This is a genomic window from Streptomyces sp. NPDC049887 (genome assembly GCF_040656535.1).
In the GTDB taxonomy this organism is placed as follows: Bacteria; Actinomycetota; Actinomycetes; order Streptomycetales; family Streptomycetaceae; genus Streptomyces.
This window is the reverse complement of record NZ_JBFAMM010000004.1, coordinates 123026-139099: the sequence shown is the minus strand read 5'-3', so window position 1 is coordinate 139099 and position 16074 is coordinate 123026. Positions and strand designations below refer to the sequence as shown.

Sequence of the window (16074 nt, the reverse complement as noted above, 5' to 3'; positions counted from 1 at the left end):
AACGACGGGACCAGGGAGGCCCACATGGTCGAGCACACGTACGCCGGCAACGGAGGGTACGAGCGGATCGCCGTCGTCGGACTGGGATGCCGGCTCCCCGGCGACGCCGATTCCCCGGCCGCCTTATGGCGGCTGCTGACCGGTGGACGGGACGCCGTCGGACCGCCCTCCGCCGCGCGCGCACGGCAGCGGGGACCGGAAAGCCTCCCGGCCGGCATGGACTCCGCGGGCCCGGCCGCCCGGGAGGCGGGCTACCTCGCCGACGTGGCCGGCTTCGACGCCGGCTTCTTCGGCGTCTCCGGCCGCGAAGCCGATGTGCTGGACCCCCAGCACCGCCTCTTGCTCGAGGTCTCCAGCGAGGCACTGGAACACGCCGGGCTGCCGCCGGAACAGCTCTCCGGGAGCACCACGGGCGTCTACGTGGGCATCAGCTACAACGACTTCTACGAGGGGCTGGCCGGTCGGCCCCTGGAAGTCGAGGGCTCCCTCCTGACCAACGGCCACTGCGTCGCGGCGGGCCGCATCTCCTACCTCATGGGACTGCACGGACCGAGCATCGCCCTCGACACCGCCTGCTCCTCCTCACTCGTCGCACTGCACCTCGCCTGTCGGGCACTGGCGGAGGGCGAGTGCTGCCTCGCTCTCGCCGGAGGCGTCAACCTCCTGCTCGGCTCCCGCACGACGAGGTCCTTCGCGCGGATGGGCATGCTCTCCGCGACCGGCCGCTGCCACACCTTCGACGCCGCCGCCGACGGTTTCGTGCGCGGCGAGGGGTGCGGTGTCGTCGTTCTCAAGCGCCTGGCGGACGCCCGGCGGGACGAGGACCGGATACTGGCGGTGATACGCGGCTCGGCCGTGAACCAGGACGGCAACTCCGACGGGCTGGCCGCGCCTTCGGCGGACGCGCAGGCCGCGCTGTTCCGCCGGACCCTGGAACGCGCCGGTGTCGACCCCCGGGACCTCGGGATGATCGAGACCCACGGGACAGGCACGCCGGTGGGCGATCCGATCGAGTTCTCCAGCCTGTCCCGTGTCTACGGCGCGGGGCACGGCAGGTGCGCCCTCGGATCAGTGAAGACCAACGTGGGTCACCTGGAGCCGGCGTCCGGCATCGTCGGCCTCATCAAGGCAGTCCTGTGCCTCCGGCACGGAGTGGTGCCGCCCAACCTGCACTTCACCCGGTGGAATCCCGCGGTCTCGGCCGAGGGCACACGGTTCTTCGTTCCCACGGCGCTGACGAACTGGCCCGTCGGCGGCTCCCGGCTCGCCGCGGTCTCCTCCTTCGGATACTCCGGCACCAACGCCCACGTCGTACTCGAGGAGGCGCCGGCGGCCGGCCCTCGACGCTCACGTGCCCCGCGTCGCCCCGGGGCACCGGCTCCCGACGTCTTCCTCGTGCCGGCCGGATCACCCGGGGTCCTCCCCTCGGCGGCGCAACGGCTCGCCGACTGGGTCGAGCAGGCCGCGGGAGACGTACCGCTCGGCGACATCGCTCACACCCTCGCGCTGAGGCGGTCCGCCGGACGCGGCCGTCTCGGCGTGGTGGCCTCCTCGCACGAGTCCCTGGTCCGCTCACTGAGGAACTTCGCGGCCGGTCGTGCCCAGCCCCACGTGGTGACGGGAACCGCCCCCGCCCGGGTCTCCCGCCGACCGGTGTGGGTGTTCTCCGGACACGGCTCGCAGTGGTCCGGGATGGGACGCGGGCTGCTGGAGCGGGAACCGGCGTTCGCCGCAGCACTGGCGGAGGCGGACGCGCTGATCTCGGCCGAGGCGGGCTTCTCGGTCCTCGACGCGGTGTCGGGGAGCGCGACGGCCAACGGCCCGGCGCAGGTGCAGCCCCTGCTCTTCGCCGTGCAGACGTCGCTCGCCGCCCTCTGGCGGGCGTACGGTGTCGAGCCCGCGGCCGTCGTGGGCCACTCCATGGGCGAGGTGGCGGCCGCGGTGGCGGCCGGAGGACTCACCCTCGCGGACGGGGTGAAGGTCGTGTGCCGTCGTTCCTCGCTGCTGGCGCGGATCGCGGGCTCCGGCGCCATGGCGACGGTGAGCCTGGACCCGCGGTCCGTCCAGCGGGAACTGCAACGGGCGGGGATGAGCGAGGCGGTCTGCGTGGCCGTCCTCGGGGCTCCCCGGTCCACGGTCGTCGCCGGCGGGCCGCGGGAGATCGCGGAGTTGGTCGCCGCCTGGGAAGCACGGGGCGTTCCCGCCCATGTCGTCGCGGTGGACGTGGCCTCGCACTCCCCCCAGGTGGACCCGTTGCTCCCCGACCTCTGGAGGTCCCTGCGCGGTCTGACGCCACAGCGGCCCCGCGTCCCCTTCTACTCGACGGTCCACAAGGACCACCGCCGCGCGCCCGCGTTCGACGCCGCCTACTGGTGCGCGAACCTGCGTCGCCCGGTGCAGTTCGCCTCCGCCGTCGCGGCGGCCGGCGCCGACCGGCACCGCGTCTACGTCGAGGTGTCCCCCCATCCCGTCGTCACCCGCTCGGTCACCGAGAGCCTGCCGGGCACCCTGCTCGACCCCGTCGTCCTGCCGACCCTCCGGCGGGACGAGGACGAGACGACCACCTTCCGCACCCAGCTCGCCGCCCTGCACTGCACCGGCGTCAAGGTCGACTGGTCCGTCCTCTACGCGGGAGGCGGCCTCTGCGACGCCCCGGGCCTCACCTTCGACCGGCAGTCCCACTGGGTGCACGACCCGGACGCGGCGGGCACCTCCGCGACCACCACCACGACCTCCCCGGGTGCGGCCGTGCTGCCCGGGGCCCACTCCGAGGTCCCCGGCGAGCGCGTCCACCACTTCTGGCAGGCGGACGCGGGCACCGAGGCCGTCCCGTGGCTGACCGACCACAAGGTCCGCGGGAATCCCGTCTTCCCCGGCGCCGGTTACTGCGCCATCGCCGCCACGGCGGCCTGCGAGATGTTCGACGCACCCGAGCCGGACGTTCACGTCACCGGCATCCGCTTCCTGGAACTGCTTCGGCTCGACCCGCACACCGAGCTGGTCACCAGCGCGACGGCGACCGGAAGCGGCCGCGCGAGCTGCGAGATCCACGCACGCGGTGACGAGGGCGCCTGGACGCTCCTGGCCACCGCCGAGCTGCACCGCGCCGGCCCCACACCACCACCCCGGGTTCCGCCGCTCACGAAGCTGCCCGAACGGCATCCCGTCGTGATCGACCCCGCCTCCCTCTATGCGGGCATGCGGTCCCGGGGCATCGAGCACGGGCCCGCCTTCACCGGCATCACGAGCCTCAGGACATCGGCCGACGGCAGGAGCAGTTGGGCCCGCATCGCCGTGCCCACGCCCGCGACACGCACGCCGCACCGGCTGCGCGTCCACCCCGTTCTCATCGACTGCTGCGCCCAGACCCTCGTGGCCGGACTGCTCCAGGACCGCGATCCGGGCCTCGCCCTCCCCGTGGGGGCCGAGTCGCTGCGCATCCTCGACGACCCGGCGACGGCCGTCTACTGCCTCGGCCGCGTCACGCAGGACGACGACAACGGTGTCACCGGGGACCTCCATCTGCTCGACCACGCGGGCCGGCCCGTTCTGGCCGTCGAGGGGTTACGTCTCTTACGCCACCGACCGCCCGGGACCGGGGAGACGGGACGCGTCGACCACTGGTTCCTGGAGCCCCGGTGGCACACCGCTCCCCGAACGGAGGTGGCCACGGCCTCCCCCGCACCGGGGAACTGGCTCGTCGTCGGAGAAGGCGACGGCTCCGCGTCGGAACTGGCCGACCGGCTCCGCACCGCGGGGGCGAGGGCCCGCGTGTTCGATGCCCCGCTCGGTGACGGGGATGACGCGGGTGACGGCGCCCTCGGGCCCTTCCGGCACGCGCTGTCCGAGGCATGGGCCGAATCGCCGACCGGGCGTGCGGCGGAACCAGAAGCGGTGGTGGTGCTCTGCCCACCCCTCGCCGACAGCCCTGAACCCGCCGAGCAGGGGCTGCTCCGCACGCGCCGGCTCCTCGGCACGGTCCAGGCCGTGCTGGCCGGCCTCCCGGGCACGCCGCGGCTGTTCGTCGTCACCCGCGGGGCCCAGACAGTGCGGGCTGCGGAGTCGGGCGACCCCGGGCAGTGCGCCCTTCGCGGGGTGGTGCGCGTTCTCGCCTACGAACACCCGGAGTTGCGCGCGACCCACCTCGACGCCGACCCGGGGGACACCACACTGCACGACGTGGCGGCCGAACTGCTCGACGCGGGCCCGGAGGACGAGATCGCCCTGCGCAGCGGCTGCCGCCACGTCGCCCGGCTGGAGTACACACCGCTCACCGAAGCCGAACGCACCCAGGCGACCACGCGGACCGTCAGCTACGGCACGGACGGCTTCCGCCTGCGCGTCGGCCGTTTCGGCGACCTGGAGAGCCTCGAACTGGCCGCGGCGGGCAGGACGCCTCCACGAGCCGGGGAGGTCGAGGTCAGGGTCGCGGCCGCAGCCGTCAACTTCCGCGACGTCCTGACGGCGATGGGGCTGCTGAGCGTCGACGACGAGGCAAGGAATCGCATCGGCTTCGAATGCGCGGGGACGGTCACCGCGGTGGGGCCGGACGTGCGCATCGTCCGCCCCGGCGACGAAGTCCTCGCCGTCGATCTCCGGGGCGGCGCCTTCGGATCCTTCGTCACCGTGCCCGAGCACTCGATCGCCCCCGTGCCGGCCGGACTCGGCCCGACCGCCGCGGCGGCGCTGCCGGCCGCGTACGCCACCGCCTGGTACGCGCTGCGCCGCGTCGCCGGGCTCACCGCGGGCGAGCGGGTCCTCATCCACTCCGCGACGGGCGGAACCGGATTGGCGGCCGTCGCCGTCGCCCGTATGACGGGCGCCGAGATCCTCGCCACGGCGGGCTCGCCCGAGAAGCGCGCGCATCTGCGCGACATGGGGATCGAGCACGTCATGGACTCCCGGTCGACCGGCTTCGGTACGGAGACACGCGCGGCGACCGGCGGCGAGGGCGTGGACGTCGTCCTGAACTCGCTGTCGGGGCCGGGGATCCGCGTCGGGCTCGAGGCCCTGCGTCCCTTCGGCCGGTTCGTCGAGCTCGGCGTGCGGGACATCCTCGCCGACGCCCCCGTCGGGCTCGGGCCGTTCCGCAACAACATCACCCTCAGCACCGTCGACCTCATCCAGTTGCAGCGTGAGAGGCCCGAGGTGTTCGCCGCCGTGATCCGCGAGGTACTCGCGGAGATCTCCTCGGGACGGCTCGCCCCCCTGCCGCACCGGACGTACCCCCTGGACCGGTCCACGGAGGCGTTCCGCCTGATGGCCGGTGCCGGCCACATCGGCAAGATCGTCCTGACCGTCCCGGAGCGGGGCGAGACCCTCGCGCGCACCGACCGGGAGCCCTCCCCGGTCCGCTCCGACGGCTCCTACGTCGTCACCGGCGGGCTGCGCGGTGTGGGACTGGAGACGGCTCGCTGGCTCGCGGCCCAGGGCGCCGGCCACGTGGTCCTCAACGGCCGCTCGGCGGGGCCGCCATCCACCTCGGCGGTACTGGACGAGCTGCGGGCCGGCGGCACACGGATCACCGCCGTCCTCGGCGACATCGCCGAGGACGGCACGGCGGAACGACTCGTGGCCGCCGCCACCGCGGGCGGCCTGCGGCTGCGGGGCCTGGTGCACGCCGCGATGGTGCTCGACGACGCCGTGATCACCAATATCTCCGACGAGCAGCTGACGGCGGTCTGGCGCCCCAAGGCGGTGGGCGCGTGGCGGCTGCACGAGGCCACCGCCGGTCACACCCCCGACTGGTTCGTCGTGTACTCGTCGATGGCCTCCCTGCTGGGCAACCCGGGGCAGGGGGCCTACGCCGCCGCCAACTCCTGGCTCGACGGGTTCGCCGCCTGGCGCACCGGACGCGGCCTGCCCACGCTGGCCGTCAACTGGGGCCCTTGGGGCGAGACGGGAGCCGCGGTCGACTTCGCCGACCGCGGATACCGGACCATCCCCACGCAGAGCGGACTCCAGGCGCTCGGCACCCTGCTCGTGCACCAGCGCACCCGGACCGGGGTCATCCCCGGCGAGCCCGGGACGTGGATCCTCCCCGCGGTCCTGCGGTCCTCGCTGTTCGGCCTGCTCGCCGACGACCGGGCCGCGCAGTCCGGGCCGGTCACCGCCCCCGACATCCGCGGCAGACTCGCCTCGCTTCCCCCGGGACTCGCCCGCCGCGCCGAGTTGGAGGAGTACCTCGCCGGCCACATACGCGCCGTGCTCCGACTCGGCGACGCCACCGTCCTCGACCCCCAGACCCCTCTCAAGTCCCTGGGATTCGACTCGCTGCTCTCGCTGGAGCTGCGGACCCGCCTCGAAGCGGGACTCGGTATCAAGATCGCCGCCAACTTCGTCTACCAGCATCCGACGCTCGCGGCCCTCGCCGCGGGCCTGGCCGGCCACATGGGCCTCACCCTCGAGGACCACGCGGAGTCCTGAGCCCGTGAGGAGGGAGGCCGGGGCCGTCGGTGCGCACACCCGCGGCCCCGGCACCGCTCCCCCTCCTCAGCCCCCACCCGTGCAAGGCCGACGGAGACGAACCATGAGCCCCTCGAACCTCGTGCTCCTCGAAGGCGGTCCCGACGACCTGCCCCAGGTCTGGCCCCTGCCCTCCGGCGGGTGCTCGGAGCCGATCAAGATCCCGCGCCACAACGCCTACGAGCACTTCGAGTTCGCGCACCGCCACCGCACCCTGCACGGGGAAAGCCTGCCGGTGTACCGCTGGGTCTACCGCACCTACGTCGCGGAGTGACCGCTTGCCCGTGCGCCCCTGCGGGGCCGGGCCCAGCGCCCTGCCTGAGACTCAGTCCCGGACGGGAGGACGCGCGCCACGGCTCCGCGCGATCCGGTGCACGTCCCGCAGCGCCTCGATCATGCGGGCCACGACGAAGCGGAGCTGGGCGTCGGTGGCCCGGCGGTCGGCGAGCAGGTCGCGGGCATGGTCGATCAGATCCGCGGCCATCGCGAGCTGTACGGCCTCGATGTCGTCCGCGAGCCGGGACACGTAACCGGCGCCGTCCCCGATGACGTAGCACGGCTTTCCACCGGACCCGGTCCAGGGCAGCAGCCGCACGACGTCCTCGCCGTGCCCCTCGCCCGTCACGCCGGCACTCCCTCGCGTCCCGGGAAGGGAAGCGGGCCGACACCGCGGACGGCGAGCCACAGTTGCGGCCTCCGCGGCCGCCGTCGCAACGCCTCCCGACGCTCGTCCGCCAGGAGATACGGCCTGACGAGCGCGGTGTCCTCGCCGCGCAGCACGGCGGTGTGCGGGCTCACCGGGAGCGCCGGACGCGCCGGACGAGGAGCGGAGACGGCGGGCTCCGCGGGGAAGGGCGGCGGCGACGCGGGCTCCGCGTCGGGGCGCACGAGCCGCAGCAGCGGCTCCAGCAGGCGGGCGAGCAGGTCGCGCACGTCCATCAACTCCGGTGGTTCGACGAGGTGTCGCTCTGTAGCGATCCGATCACACAGTGGGCCCCTCGCGGCTAGGCTCACCAGGGGGTTCGACGTGACGGATCGGCAGTCACACGGGAGTTGACGATGGGCAGCATGTACGGGGAATGGCTGCGGGCCCAGCGCGAGGCCGCCGGGCTCACCCAGCAGGAGCTCGCCGACGCGGCGATCATGACCCGCTCGCACATCGCGCACATCGAGGCGGGCCGCCGCGTCCCGTCGAAGGAGGACGCGCGGCGGCTGGACGGAGCGCTGAACACGGGGAACGTGCTGAGCAGTTTCCTGCCGAGGGACGACGGCACGATCGCCGACTACTTCGAGAACGCACGACAGCTCGAACAACAGGCCACGATGATCCGCGAGTTCGCGCTCACCTTCGTGCCCGGCATCCTCCAGACAGAGCGCTACGCCCGTGCCGTTCTCGGCACGACGTTCCCACCCCGGAGCGACGAGGAGCGTGACAGGCACGTCGTCACACGACTCGAGCGCGCAAGGATCCTTGATGATCCGCTGACGCCGGTGGTGTGGGCCCTGCTGGACGAGACGGTGCTGCGCAGGCCGGTCGGCGGACCGGATGTGATGGCGGAGCAGATCACGCACATTGTGCGGCTCGTGGAATCCCGTCGGGTTCGCGCGCACGTCATCCCACTCGAGCTCGGAGCCCACCCACTGATGCAGAGCATGCTGACCCTCATGTGGTTCGAGGACCAGCCGCCGGCGGCCTACACCGAAGGCATCTCCATCGGCAGGGTCCACGATTCACCGGCCGTGGTTCAACGACTGCAGGGCGCCTACGATCTGGCCCTGGGCGACGCGCTCCCGCTTCAAGAGTCACTTGCCCTGATGAGGGCGATCGCGAGGGACTACGGAACACCATGACTGATCGAACCATCCCGAGAGCCTCCACGCTGCGAGGCTGGCGCAAGTCGTCGTACAGCGGCAACGAGTCCGGCAGCTGCGTCGAGGTCCTCGACGCACACCCCTCCCACGTCCCCGTGCGCGACTCCAAGCAGCCGCACGGCCCCGCACTCGTGTTCCCGCGCGGAAGCTGGGGCGCGTTCACCGCCGCCGTGAAGGACGGAACGCTGCCCTGACCCCGACCCCACCCGCCCCCGCACCGGCCCCGTCGTGTGACGGGGCCGTCGTCACATCCTGCCGCCGCCCCCGCACGTGCCCCTCATCACTCTGGACAGTTTCAACAACCGCCGGGTAACTTATTCTGAGCAAGCGCTTAGACAGCTCTGTGTGCTCGTCTGTGCCCAGCCAGTCACCCGTCACCCTGCCGAGGAGGCGTCCGTGCGCCGGACCGTATTCAACGAGGACCACGAAGCGTTCCGGGAGACCGTCCGCGCCTTCATCGAGGCCGAGGTCGTCCCCGTCTACGACGAGTGGTTCGCCGCCGGCCAGGCGCCGCGCGACTTCTACCACAAGCTCGGTGAGCTCGGCATATTCGGCATCAACGTGCCCGAGGAGTTCGGCGGCGCTGGTCTGGACACCCACAAGTTCGAGGCCGTCCTCTACGAGGAGACCGCGCGTGCGGGCGTCAACTTCGGAGGCTCCGGCGTGCACGTGCTGCTCGCCCTGCCGTACATCAAGATGCTCGCCACCGACGAGCAGAAGAAGCGCTACCTCACGAAGTTCGTCACCGGCGAGGAGATGTGGGCACTGGCGATGACCGAGCCGGGCACCGGCTCCGACGTCGCGGGCATGAAGACCACGGCCAAGCTGTCGGACGACGGCAGCCACTACGTCCTGAACGGCGCCAAGACGTTCATCACCGGCGGCGTCCACGCCGACCGGGTGATCGTCTGCGCCCGCACCTCCGCCCCGCGCGAGGACGACCGCCGCTTCGGCATCTCCCTCTTCGCGGTGGACACCAAGTCCGAGGGCTACTCCGTCGGCCGCAAGCTGGACAAGCTGGGTCTGCGCACCTCAGACACCGCCGAGCTGGCGTTCGTCGATGTCAAGGTCCCGGTCGAGGACCTGCTGGGTGAGGAGAACAAGGGCTTCCACTACCTCGGCCAGAACCTGCCGTCGGAGCGCTGGGGCATCGCCTTCGGCGCCTACGCGCAGGCCAAGGCCGCGATCCGGTTCGCCAAGGAGTACACGCAGGACCGCACGGTCTTCGGCAAGACGGTCGCGTCCTTCCAGAACACGAAGTTCGAACTGGCCGCCTGCCAGGCCGAGGTGGACGCCGCCGAGGCCGTCGCCGACCGCGCCCTGGAGGCGCTGGACGCGGGCGAGCTGACCCCGGCCGAGGCCGCCTCCGCGAAGCTCTTCTGCACCGAGGTCGCCCACCGCGTCATCGACCGGTGCCTCCAGCTGCACGGCGGCTACGGCTACATGAACGAGTACCCGATCGCCCGCCTCTACGCCGACAACCGCGTCAACCGGATCTACGGCGGCACCAGCGAGGTCATGAAGTCGATCATCGCCAAGTCGATGGGCCTCTGACCCTGTGAGCGAGGCTCTCGACGACCTGCTCGATCTGCTCGACCTGGAGCGGATCGAGCAGGACATCTTCCGCGGCCACTCGCGCCCCACGATCGTGCCCCGCGTCTTCGGCGGACAGGTCGCGGCCCAGGCGCTCGTCGCCGCGGGCCGCACCGTGCCCGAGGACCGTGCGGCGCACTCCCTGCACGCGTACTTCCTGCGCATGGGCGACCCGGGCGCACCGATCGTCTACACCGTCGACCGCATCCGCGACGGCCGGTCCTTCACCACCCGGCGGGTCGTCGCCGTCCAGCACGGCCAGCCGATCTTCCACCTCTCGGCGTCCTTCCAGGTCTGGGAGGACGGGCTGGACCACCAGGCGGTGATGCCCGACGCGCCGGATCCGGAGAGCCTGCCGACCGCCGCCGAGCGGCTGCCCGAGTACGCGGGGAACCCCCTTCACCCGGAGATCGTGCAGCGCATGCTGGAGGCCCGTGCCGCGGTCGACATCCGGTACGTCGGCCGGCCCCCGTACGCGAGCATCGGTGAGCGGCGTGAGCCGCACTCCCAGGTGTGGTTCCGCACGAACGGCAAGCTGGCGGACGATCCGCTGCTGCACGTCTGCCTCGCCACCTACGTCTCCGACATGACGCTGCTCGACTCGGTGCTCCTGGCCCACGGGCGCGGCGGCTGGGCGGTCGGGGACGTCGTCGGGGCCTCGCTGGACCACGCCATGTGGTTCCACCGCCCGTTCCGCGCCGACGAGTGGCTCCTGTACGACCAGGAGTCGCCGAGTGCGCACGGTGGCCGCGGCCTCGGCCAGGCCCGCATCTACACCCAGGACGGGCGGCTGGCGATCTCGGTGATCCAGGAGGGCGTCGTCCGCGTCCCGCACGACTGACCGGCTCCGAGGCGGCCGGCGGCACCCCGCGTGCACGGCCCGGCTCAGTCCCCGCCGGCGACGTCCCCGCCCGCGACGTCCTCGAGCAGACGGGCCGTCGCCTCGGGCGCTTCCAGCATCATGTCGTGCCCGCACGGCATGGTCCGGATCTCCCAGCCGCCGGAGCGGGCCAGGTCGAGGGACGGCTGAAGGTTCTGCAAAAACGGTTCCGTGTGCCGCACCCACACCTTGCGCAGGGCGTCGAGGGGGCCGGGGTCGAAGTGCACGGGGTCGGTCTGGCAGCGGAAGGGGAAGTCCGTGAGGCGGGGCCCCGCCCAGCCCCTCAGCCGCGGGTCCCGGACGCCCCACTGCGCGAGGAAGGAGTCGTCGGCGGGCAGGTACCAGCCGTCGCCCGAACCGGCGACCTGCTCCCGGTAGCGCCGGGCCACGTCGGGCGGTTCGACGTCCAGCAGGCACTGCCCGGGCCGTAGAAGGAACGCCCCGAGGCAGACGACCGAGGCCAGGCGCTCGCCGGCGCGCTCGGCCAGCGGCCCGGCCAGGATCCCCGCGTAGCTGTGGAGCACCAGGTGGACGTCCGTGACGTCCTCGTACCAGAGAAGGGCCGCCACGTCCTCGACGTGCGTGGCGACACCGACCTCCCGGGTGAGCAGGTGGTGGCGCTCCCCCTGGCCGGTGAGGCTCGGTGCGAGCACCCGGTGGCCGCGGGCCGCCAGCAGATCGCGCACCCGGCGCCAGCACCACCCGCCGTGCATGGCCCCGTGGACCAGGAGAAAGTCGGCCAACGCCTCACCGCCTGCCGATCGTCGGAGCGCGCCCGCGGCGCCGGAGCGCACCGGCCCCGCCGACCGCCGCCGGGCGACCGCGGCGGCAGGCCCGCGAACGAAGAGGTTCGTCGTCAGTCTCGCACCGGGCGGCAGCGGCTGCGATCTCGGACCGGACCCTCGGGACCGCGGCCCACGGGCGCCACCGGCGGGCCGCACCCGAACGCGCGGGCGGCACTCCGGGGTGGGGCGCCGCGCCCGAGCGAGGGGGGCACAACGGACATACGCTCCCCTCATGGCGAGCGACGAGATCACCGGCGACCCGTCCGGGAAACCGCGCGTGCCCGGCGGACCGGCCGACGCCCCCGTGCCCGCTCCCGAGCGGATCGAACCGGTCAAGGGACCGGAAAGCACCTTCACGGTGATCGTGGCGGCGCTCGCGAACCTCGGCATCGCCGTCGCCAAGGCCGTCGCCGGCGTCATCAGCGGATCGAGTGCGATGCTCTCCGAGGCCGCCCATTCGGTCGCCGACACGGTGACCGAGGTGCTGCTGCTGACGGCCCTGCGGCGGAGCGCCCGGCCGGCCGACGAGGAGCATCCGCTGGGATACGGCCCCGAGCGCTACATCTGGGCGATGCTGGCGTCCGTCGCCACCTTCGCCGGCGGTGCGGTCTTCTCCGTCTACGACGGCGTCCGCACCCTCGTACAGGGCGAGACGCTCGGCAATCCGCTGCCTTCGTACGCGGTTCTGGCCGTCGCCGCCGTGCTGGAGGGCTACTCGCTGCGGACCGGTGTCCGGCAGATCCGCGGCGAGGCGGCCCGCTTCGGCACGCCCGCGCGCCGCTATCTGCGCTACACCCCCGACACGGCGGTCAAGGCCGTGGTCATGGAGGACTCCGCGGCGCTGAGCGGGCTGCTGCTGGCGGCGGGCGGACTGGCCGGCGCCCAGCTCACCGGCTCCTCCGTCTGGGACGGGATCGCCTCGATCCTCATCGGCCTGCTGCTGGTGTACGTGGCCTGGGTGCTGGGCCGCAGCAACGCCCAGCTGCTCATCGGCCGACCGCTGCCGCCCCGGATGCGGAGGGCCGTGCACGAGGAACTGCTCACGGTCCCGCACATCGTGGAGGTACTGGAGCTGACGACCCTGGTCCAGGGGCCGGCCGAGATCCTGATCGCGGCCAAGGTGAACTTCCGGGACGTCGCCTCGGCCGAGCAGGTGGAGTGGGCGTGCGAGGACGCCGAGGAGCAGCTGCGCCAGCGCTTCCCGGCGATCCGCCGGGTGTACCTCGACCCGACGCCCGCCGTGCACCAGGTGCGGCCGGCCTCGGCCGGGGAGCCGCCGGGGCTCAGAGGAGACCGGCCGCGTCCAGCAGGTACGCCGTCACCGGGTCGTAGAAGCGCGGGTCCGTGACATGGTCGTCCAGCGGGACCGTCACCCGCACCGTGCCCTCCGCCTCACCGATGAACAGGGCCGGGTCGTTGCAGTCGGCGAAGCCGACCGCGTCGACGCCCCGCTGTCCCGCGCAGCCGGCCCAGCCGTGATCGGCGACGACCAGGTCGGGCCGGGCCCGTCCGTCCCGCTCCAGCCCGTCCAGGATCGCGGCCATCGGCGCGGGGGAATGGGTGTGCCACAGGGTCGCGCCGCGCTCCAGCACGGCCACGTCGGCGAACTGGTGGACCATGCCCTCGTCCGCGGTGAGCCCGGACGGAATGCGGACGATCTCGCAGCCCGTGGATCTGAGCGCGTCGGCGATCCCCCGGTGGACGTCGAGCAGGCCCCCGGGGTGGCCGGTGGCGAAGAGGACCGACTCCCGTCCGGCGGCGGCCTGCTTCAGCCGGGCCGCCATCCGGTCCAGTGCGTCGACGGTCAGCTCGGGATCGATGGTGTCCTGGCCGTACCGGTACTGCGGATCGTCGTTGACGCCGCAGCGCTCGGCCATGACGGCCAGGACGTCCTGCTCGTCGCTCCAGCGGTCGCCGAGCTCGAGTCCCAGCCAGTAGTGGCGGTCCCCGTTGGCCAGCTTGCGGTAGTGGGAGAGGTTGTTGTCGCGCGGGGTGGCGACGTCTCCGGCGATACGCGTGCGGACGAGATGGTCGACGAGGGCGGCGCGGTTCGGTATCGGCATGCGCCCATTGTGCCGCCAGGTGTGCGGAGCGTGCCCGGCGTCCCGGTGGCCGGACACCCGGGGCGCCGGCTGCCGCCGCGGGCCGCCCCTTACGACAGCGAGGCGAGCGCCCCGTGGGCGAGCTTGCGCAGCAGGTCCTCCATGGCCGCGCGGCCCGGCAGCCCGTTGCCGTACGAGCCCAGGTGCGGGGTGGAGTTCAGCAGGCCGAAGACGGCGTGGACGGCCGCCCGGACCTGGTTCTCGCCGGTCTCGGGGTGCAGCCTGCGGACGACGTCCACCCACAGTTCGACGTACTGGCGCTGGAGCTGGCGTACCAGCTTGCGGTCGCTGTCCCGCAGCCGGTCCAGCTCCCGGTCGTGGAGCGTGATGAGCGGGCGGTCGTCGAGGGCGAAGTCGATGTGCCCGTCGATGAGGGAGGAGAGCACCTGCTCGGGGACGCCGTCCGCCTCGGCGACCCGGCGCCTGCCGCCGTCCAGGAGCCGACCGGAGATGCCGACCAGCAGCTCGGCGAGCATCGCGTCCTTGCCGGGGAAGTGGCGGTACAGCCCGGGGCCGCTGATACCGACGGCGGCGCCTATCTCGTCGACTCCGACGCCGTGGAAGCCGCGCTCGGCGAAGAGGCGCGCGGCCTCCTTGAGGATCTGCTCGCGACGGGTCGGAGCGTCGGTCCTGGTGCTCATGCCACTGATTCTAGACAAGGCTGTTAGCGATCGTTAACCTGAACACGTGGGTTAACGCCCATTAACACGAACGATGCTCTGACAGGGGGCACGACACGATGCGGCAAGCACCTGTGCTGACGAGTGCGGAAGATCCCGCCTCGGACGCCTGGCAGGCCAACGAGGCGGCGCACCACGCCCTGGCCGACACCCTGCGCGCGAAGCTGGCGGCGGCCCGGCTCGGCGGTGGCGAGAAGGCCCGGGCGCGCCACACCGCGCGCGGGAAGCTGCTGCCGCGCGACCGGGTGGACACGCTCCTGGACCCGGGCTCGCCCTTCCTGGAGCTGGCCCCCCTCGCGGCCGACGGGATGTACGACGGGCAGGCCCCGGCGGCCGGGGTGATCGCCGGTATCGGCCGGGTCGGCGGCCGCGAGGTCGTCGTCGTCGCCAACGACGCCACGGTCAAGGGCGGCACGTACTACCCGATGACGGTGAAGAAGCACCTGCGCGCCCAGGAGGTGGCCCTGGAGAACCGGCTGCCGTGCGTCTACCTCGTCGACTCGGGCGGCGCCTTCCTGCCGATGCAGGACGAGGTCTTCCCCGACCGCGAGCACTTCGGCCGGATCTTCTACAACCAGGCGAGGCTCTCCGCGGCGCGCGTCCCGCAGATCGCCGCGGTGCTCGGCTCCTGCACGGCCGGCGGCGCCTACGTCCCCGCGATGAGCGACGAGGCCGTGATCGTGCGGAACCAGGGCACGATCTTCCTCGGCGGCCCGCCGCTGGTGAAGGCCGCGACCGGTGAGGTCGTCACGGCCGAGGAGCTGGGCGGCGGCGAGGTCCACTCCCGGGTCTCCGGCGTCACGGACCACCTCGCGGAGAACGACGCGCACGCGCTGAGGATCGTGCGGAACATCGTGTCCACCCTCCCCGGGCGCGGTCCGCTCCCCTGGTCGGTGGAGCCCGTCGAGGAGCCCAAGGCGGACCCGTTCGGGCTCTACGGGGCGGTGCCGGTGGACTCCCGCACGCCGTACGACGTCCGGGAGATCATCGCCCGTGTCACGGACGGATCCCGCTTCGCCGAGTTCAAGGCGGAGTTCGGCACGACGCTGGTCACCGGCTTCGCCCGGATCCACGGCCACCCGGTCGGCATCGTGGCCAACAACGGCATCCTGTTCGCAGAATCGGCCCAGAAGGGCGCCCACTTCATCGAACTGTGCGACCAGCGGGGCATCCCCCTGCTGTTCCTGCAGAACATCTCCGGCTTCATGGTCGGCAAGGACTACGAGGCGGGCGGCATCGCCAAGCACGGCGCCAAGATGGTCACGGCCGTGGCGTGCACCCGGGTGCCGAAGCTGACCGTCGTCGTCGGCGGCTCGTACGGCGCGGGCAACTACTCCATGTGCGGCCGGGCCTATTCGCCCCGCTTCCTGTGGATGTGGCCCAACGCCAAGATCTCGGTGATGGGGGGCGAGCAGGCCGCGTCCGTGCTGGCCACCGTCAAGCGGGACCAGTTGGAGGCGCGCGGCGAGGAGTGGCCCGCCGACGCGGAGGAGGCGTTCAAGGACCCGATCCGCGCCCAGTACGAGCAGCAGGGCAGCGCGTACTACGCCACGGCCCGGCTGTGGGACGACGGAGTGATCGACCCGCTGGAGACCCGGCAGGTGCTGGGGCTCGCCCTGACCGCCTGCGCCAACGCCCCGCTGCCCGAGAGGGACGCCTCGGCGCCCGGCTTCGGCGTATTCCGGATGTGAGGACCA

Annotated in this window: 13 protein-coding genes; 8 read left to right on the top strand and 5 right to left on the bottom strand. The window is 72.7% G+C overall.

Going from position 1 to position 16074, the window contains the following annotated elements:
* The first annotated feature begins 24 nt into the window (after positions 1 to 24).
* A complete protein-coding gene (locus AB0J10_RS06745) occupies positions 25 to 6426 on the top strand; it encodes a type I polyketide synthase (RefSeq protein WP_363058533.1) in 6402 nt (2133 codons plus the stop codon).
* Positions 6427 to 6529: 103 nt separating this feature from the next.
* Positions 6530 to 6739 (top strand): DUF5988 family protein, encoded by a 210-nt coding sequence (locus AB0J10_RS06740; RefSeq protein WP_363058531.1) that lies wholly within the window; start codon positions 6530 to 6532, stop codon positions 6737 to 6739.
* A gap of 51 nt (positions 6740 to 6790) precedes the next feature.
* Here AB0J10_RS06740 and AB0J10_RS06735 read toward each other — a convergent pair whose 3' ends face one another.
* Together AB0J10_RS06735 and AB0J10_RS06730 are read right to left on the bottom strand one after the other, a co-directional pair.
* Positions 6791 to 7090, bottom strand: a complete 300-nt coding sequence (locus AB0J10_RS06735; RefSeq protein ID WP_363058529.1) for a hypothetical protein — start codon at positions 7088 to 7090, stop codon at positions 6791 to 6793.
* Positions 7087 to 7404, bottom strand: a complete 318-nt coding sequence (locus tag AB0J10_RS06730; protein WP_363058527.1) for a hypothetical protein — start codon at positions 7402 to 7404, stop codon at positions 7087 to 7089. The genes AB0J10_RS06735 and AB0J10_RS06730 overlap by 4 nt, the downstream gene beginning before the upstream one ends.
* A gap of 120 nt (positions 7405 to 7524) precedes the next feature.
* Here AB0J10_RS06730 and AB0J10_RS06725 point away from each other — a divergent pair, with 120 nt between their 5' ends.
* The 4 genes from AB0J10_RS06725 to tesB all read left to right on the top strand — a co-directional run bounded on the left by AB0J10_RS06725 (position 7525) and on the right by tesB (position 10771).
* Positions 7525 to 8316: a helix-turn-helix transcriptional regulator gene (locus AB0J10_RS06725; protein ID WP_363058525.1), complete on the top strand. Its 792-nt coding sequence runs from the start codon at positions 7525 to 7527 to the stop codon at positions 8314 to 8316.
* Positions 8313 to 8531 carry a DUF397 domain-containing protein gene (locus AB0J10_RS06720; protein ID WP_363058523.1) on the top strand — a complete coding sequence of 73 codons (219 nt, stop codon included), beginning with the start codon at positions 8313 to 8315 and terminating at the stop codon, positions 8529 to 8531. The genes AB0J10_RS06725 and AB0J10_RS06720 overlap by 4 nt, the downstream gene beginning before the upstream one ends.
* A 202-nt stretch (positions 8532 to 8733) precedes the next feature.
* Positions 8734 to 9891 carry an acyl-CoA dehydrogenase family protein gene (locus AB0J10_RS06715; RefSeq protein ID WP_363058521.1) on the top strand — a complete coding sequence of 386 codons (1158 nt, stop codon included), beginning with the start codon at positions 8734 to 8736 and terminating at the stop codon, positions 9889 to 9891.
* 4 nt (positions 9892 to 9895) lie between these two features.
* Positions 9896 to 10771 (top strand): acyl-CoA thioesterase II, encoded by an 876-nt coding sequence (gene tesB / locus AB0J10_RS06710; protein ID WP_363058519.1) that lies wholly within the window; start codon positions 9896 to 9898, stop codon positions 10769 to 10771.
* A gap of 44 nt (positions 10772 to 10815) precedes the next feature.
* Here tesB and AB0J10_RS06705 read toward each other — a convergent pair whose 3' ends face one another.
* Positions 10816 to 11553, bottom strand: coding sequence for an alpha/beta fold hydrolase (locus AB0J10_RS06705; protein WP_363058517.1), 738 nt, complete (start codon positions 11551 to 11553; stop codon positions 10816 to 10818).
* Positions 11554 to 11827: 274 nt separating this feature from the next.
* Between AB0J10_RS06705 and AB0J10_RS06700 the strand changes: the two genes are divergently transcribed.
* Positions 11828 to 12943 (top strand): cation diffusion facilitator family transporter, encoded by a 1116-nt coding sequence (locus AB0J10_RS06700; RefSeq protein WP_363058515.1) that lies wholly within the window; start codon positions 11828 to 11830, stop codon positions 12941 to 12943.
* Here AB0J10_RS06700 and AB0J10_RS06695 read toward each other — a convergent pair.
* Both AB0J10_RS06695 and AB0J10_RS06690 read right to left on the bottom strand, forming a co-directional pair.
* Positions 12879 to 13658 (bottom strand): phosphatase, encoded by a 780-nt coding sequence (locus tag AB0J10_RS06695; protein ID WP_363058513.1) that lies wholly within the window; start codon positions 13656 to 13658, stop codon positions 12879 to 12881. The two genes, AB0J10_RS06700 and AB0J10_RS06695, sit on opposite strands and share 65 nt — an antisense overlap.
* Before the next feature lie 89 nt (positions 13659 to 13747).
* Complete coding sequence (locus tag AB0J10_RS06690; protein WP_363058511.1) at positions 13748 to 14338, bottom strand: TetR/AcrR family transcriptional regulator; 591 nt, start codon at positions 14336 to 14338, stop codon at positions 13748 to 13750.
* A gap of 98 nt (positions 14339 to 14436) precedes the next feature.
* Here AB0J10_RS06690 and AB0J10_RS06685 point away from each other — a divergent pair, with 98 nt between their 5' ends.
* Positions 14437 to 16068, top strand: coding sequence for a carboxyl transferase domain-containing protein (locus AB0J10_RS06685; protein ID WP_363058509.1), 1632 nt, complete (start codon positions 14437 to 14439; stop codon positions 16066 to 16068).
* The last annotated feature ends 6 nt before the right edge of the window (positions 16069 to 16074 follow it).

Coding starts and splice junctions, on each gene's coding strand:
- AB0J10_RS06745 (WP_363058533.1), top strand. CDS start 25: ATGGTCGAGCACACGTACGCCGGCAACGGAGGGTACGAGCGGATCGCC.
- AB0J10_RS06740 (WP_363058531.1), top strand. CDS start 6,530: ATGAGCCCCTCGAACCTCGTGCTCCTCGAAGGCGGTCCCGACGACCTG.
- AB0J10_RS06730 (WP_363058527.1), bottom strand. CDS start 7,404: ATGGACGTGCGCGACCTGCTCGCCCGCCTGCTGGAGCCGCTGCTGCGG.
- AB0J10_RS06725 (WP_363058525.1), top strand. CDS start 7,525: ATGGGCAGCATGTACGGGGAATGGCTGCGGGCCCAGCGCGAGGCCGCC.
- AB0J10_RS06720 (WP_363058523.1), top strand. CDS start 8,313: ATGACTGATCGAACCATCCCGAGAGCCTCCACGCTGCGAGGCTGGCGC.
- AB0J10_RS06700 (WP_363058515.1), top strand. CDS start 11,828: ATGGCGAGCGACGAGATCACCGGCGACCCGTCCGGGAAACCGCGCGTG.
- AB0J10_RS06695 (WP_363058513.1), bottom strand. CDS start 13,658: ATGCCGATACCGAACCGCGCCGCCCTCGTCGACCATCTCGTCCGCACG.
- AB0J10_RS06690 (WP_363058511.1), bottom strand. CDS start 14,338: ATGAGCACCAGGACCGACGCTCCGACCCGTCGCGAGCAGATCCTCAAG.
- AB0J10_RS06685 (WP_363058509.1), top strand. CDS start 14,437: ATGCGGCAAGCACCTGTGCTGACGAGTGCGGAAGATCCCGCCTCGGAC.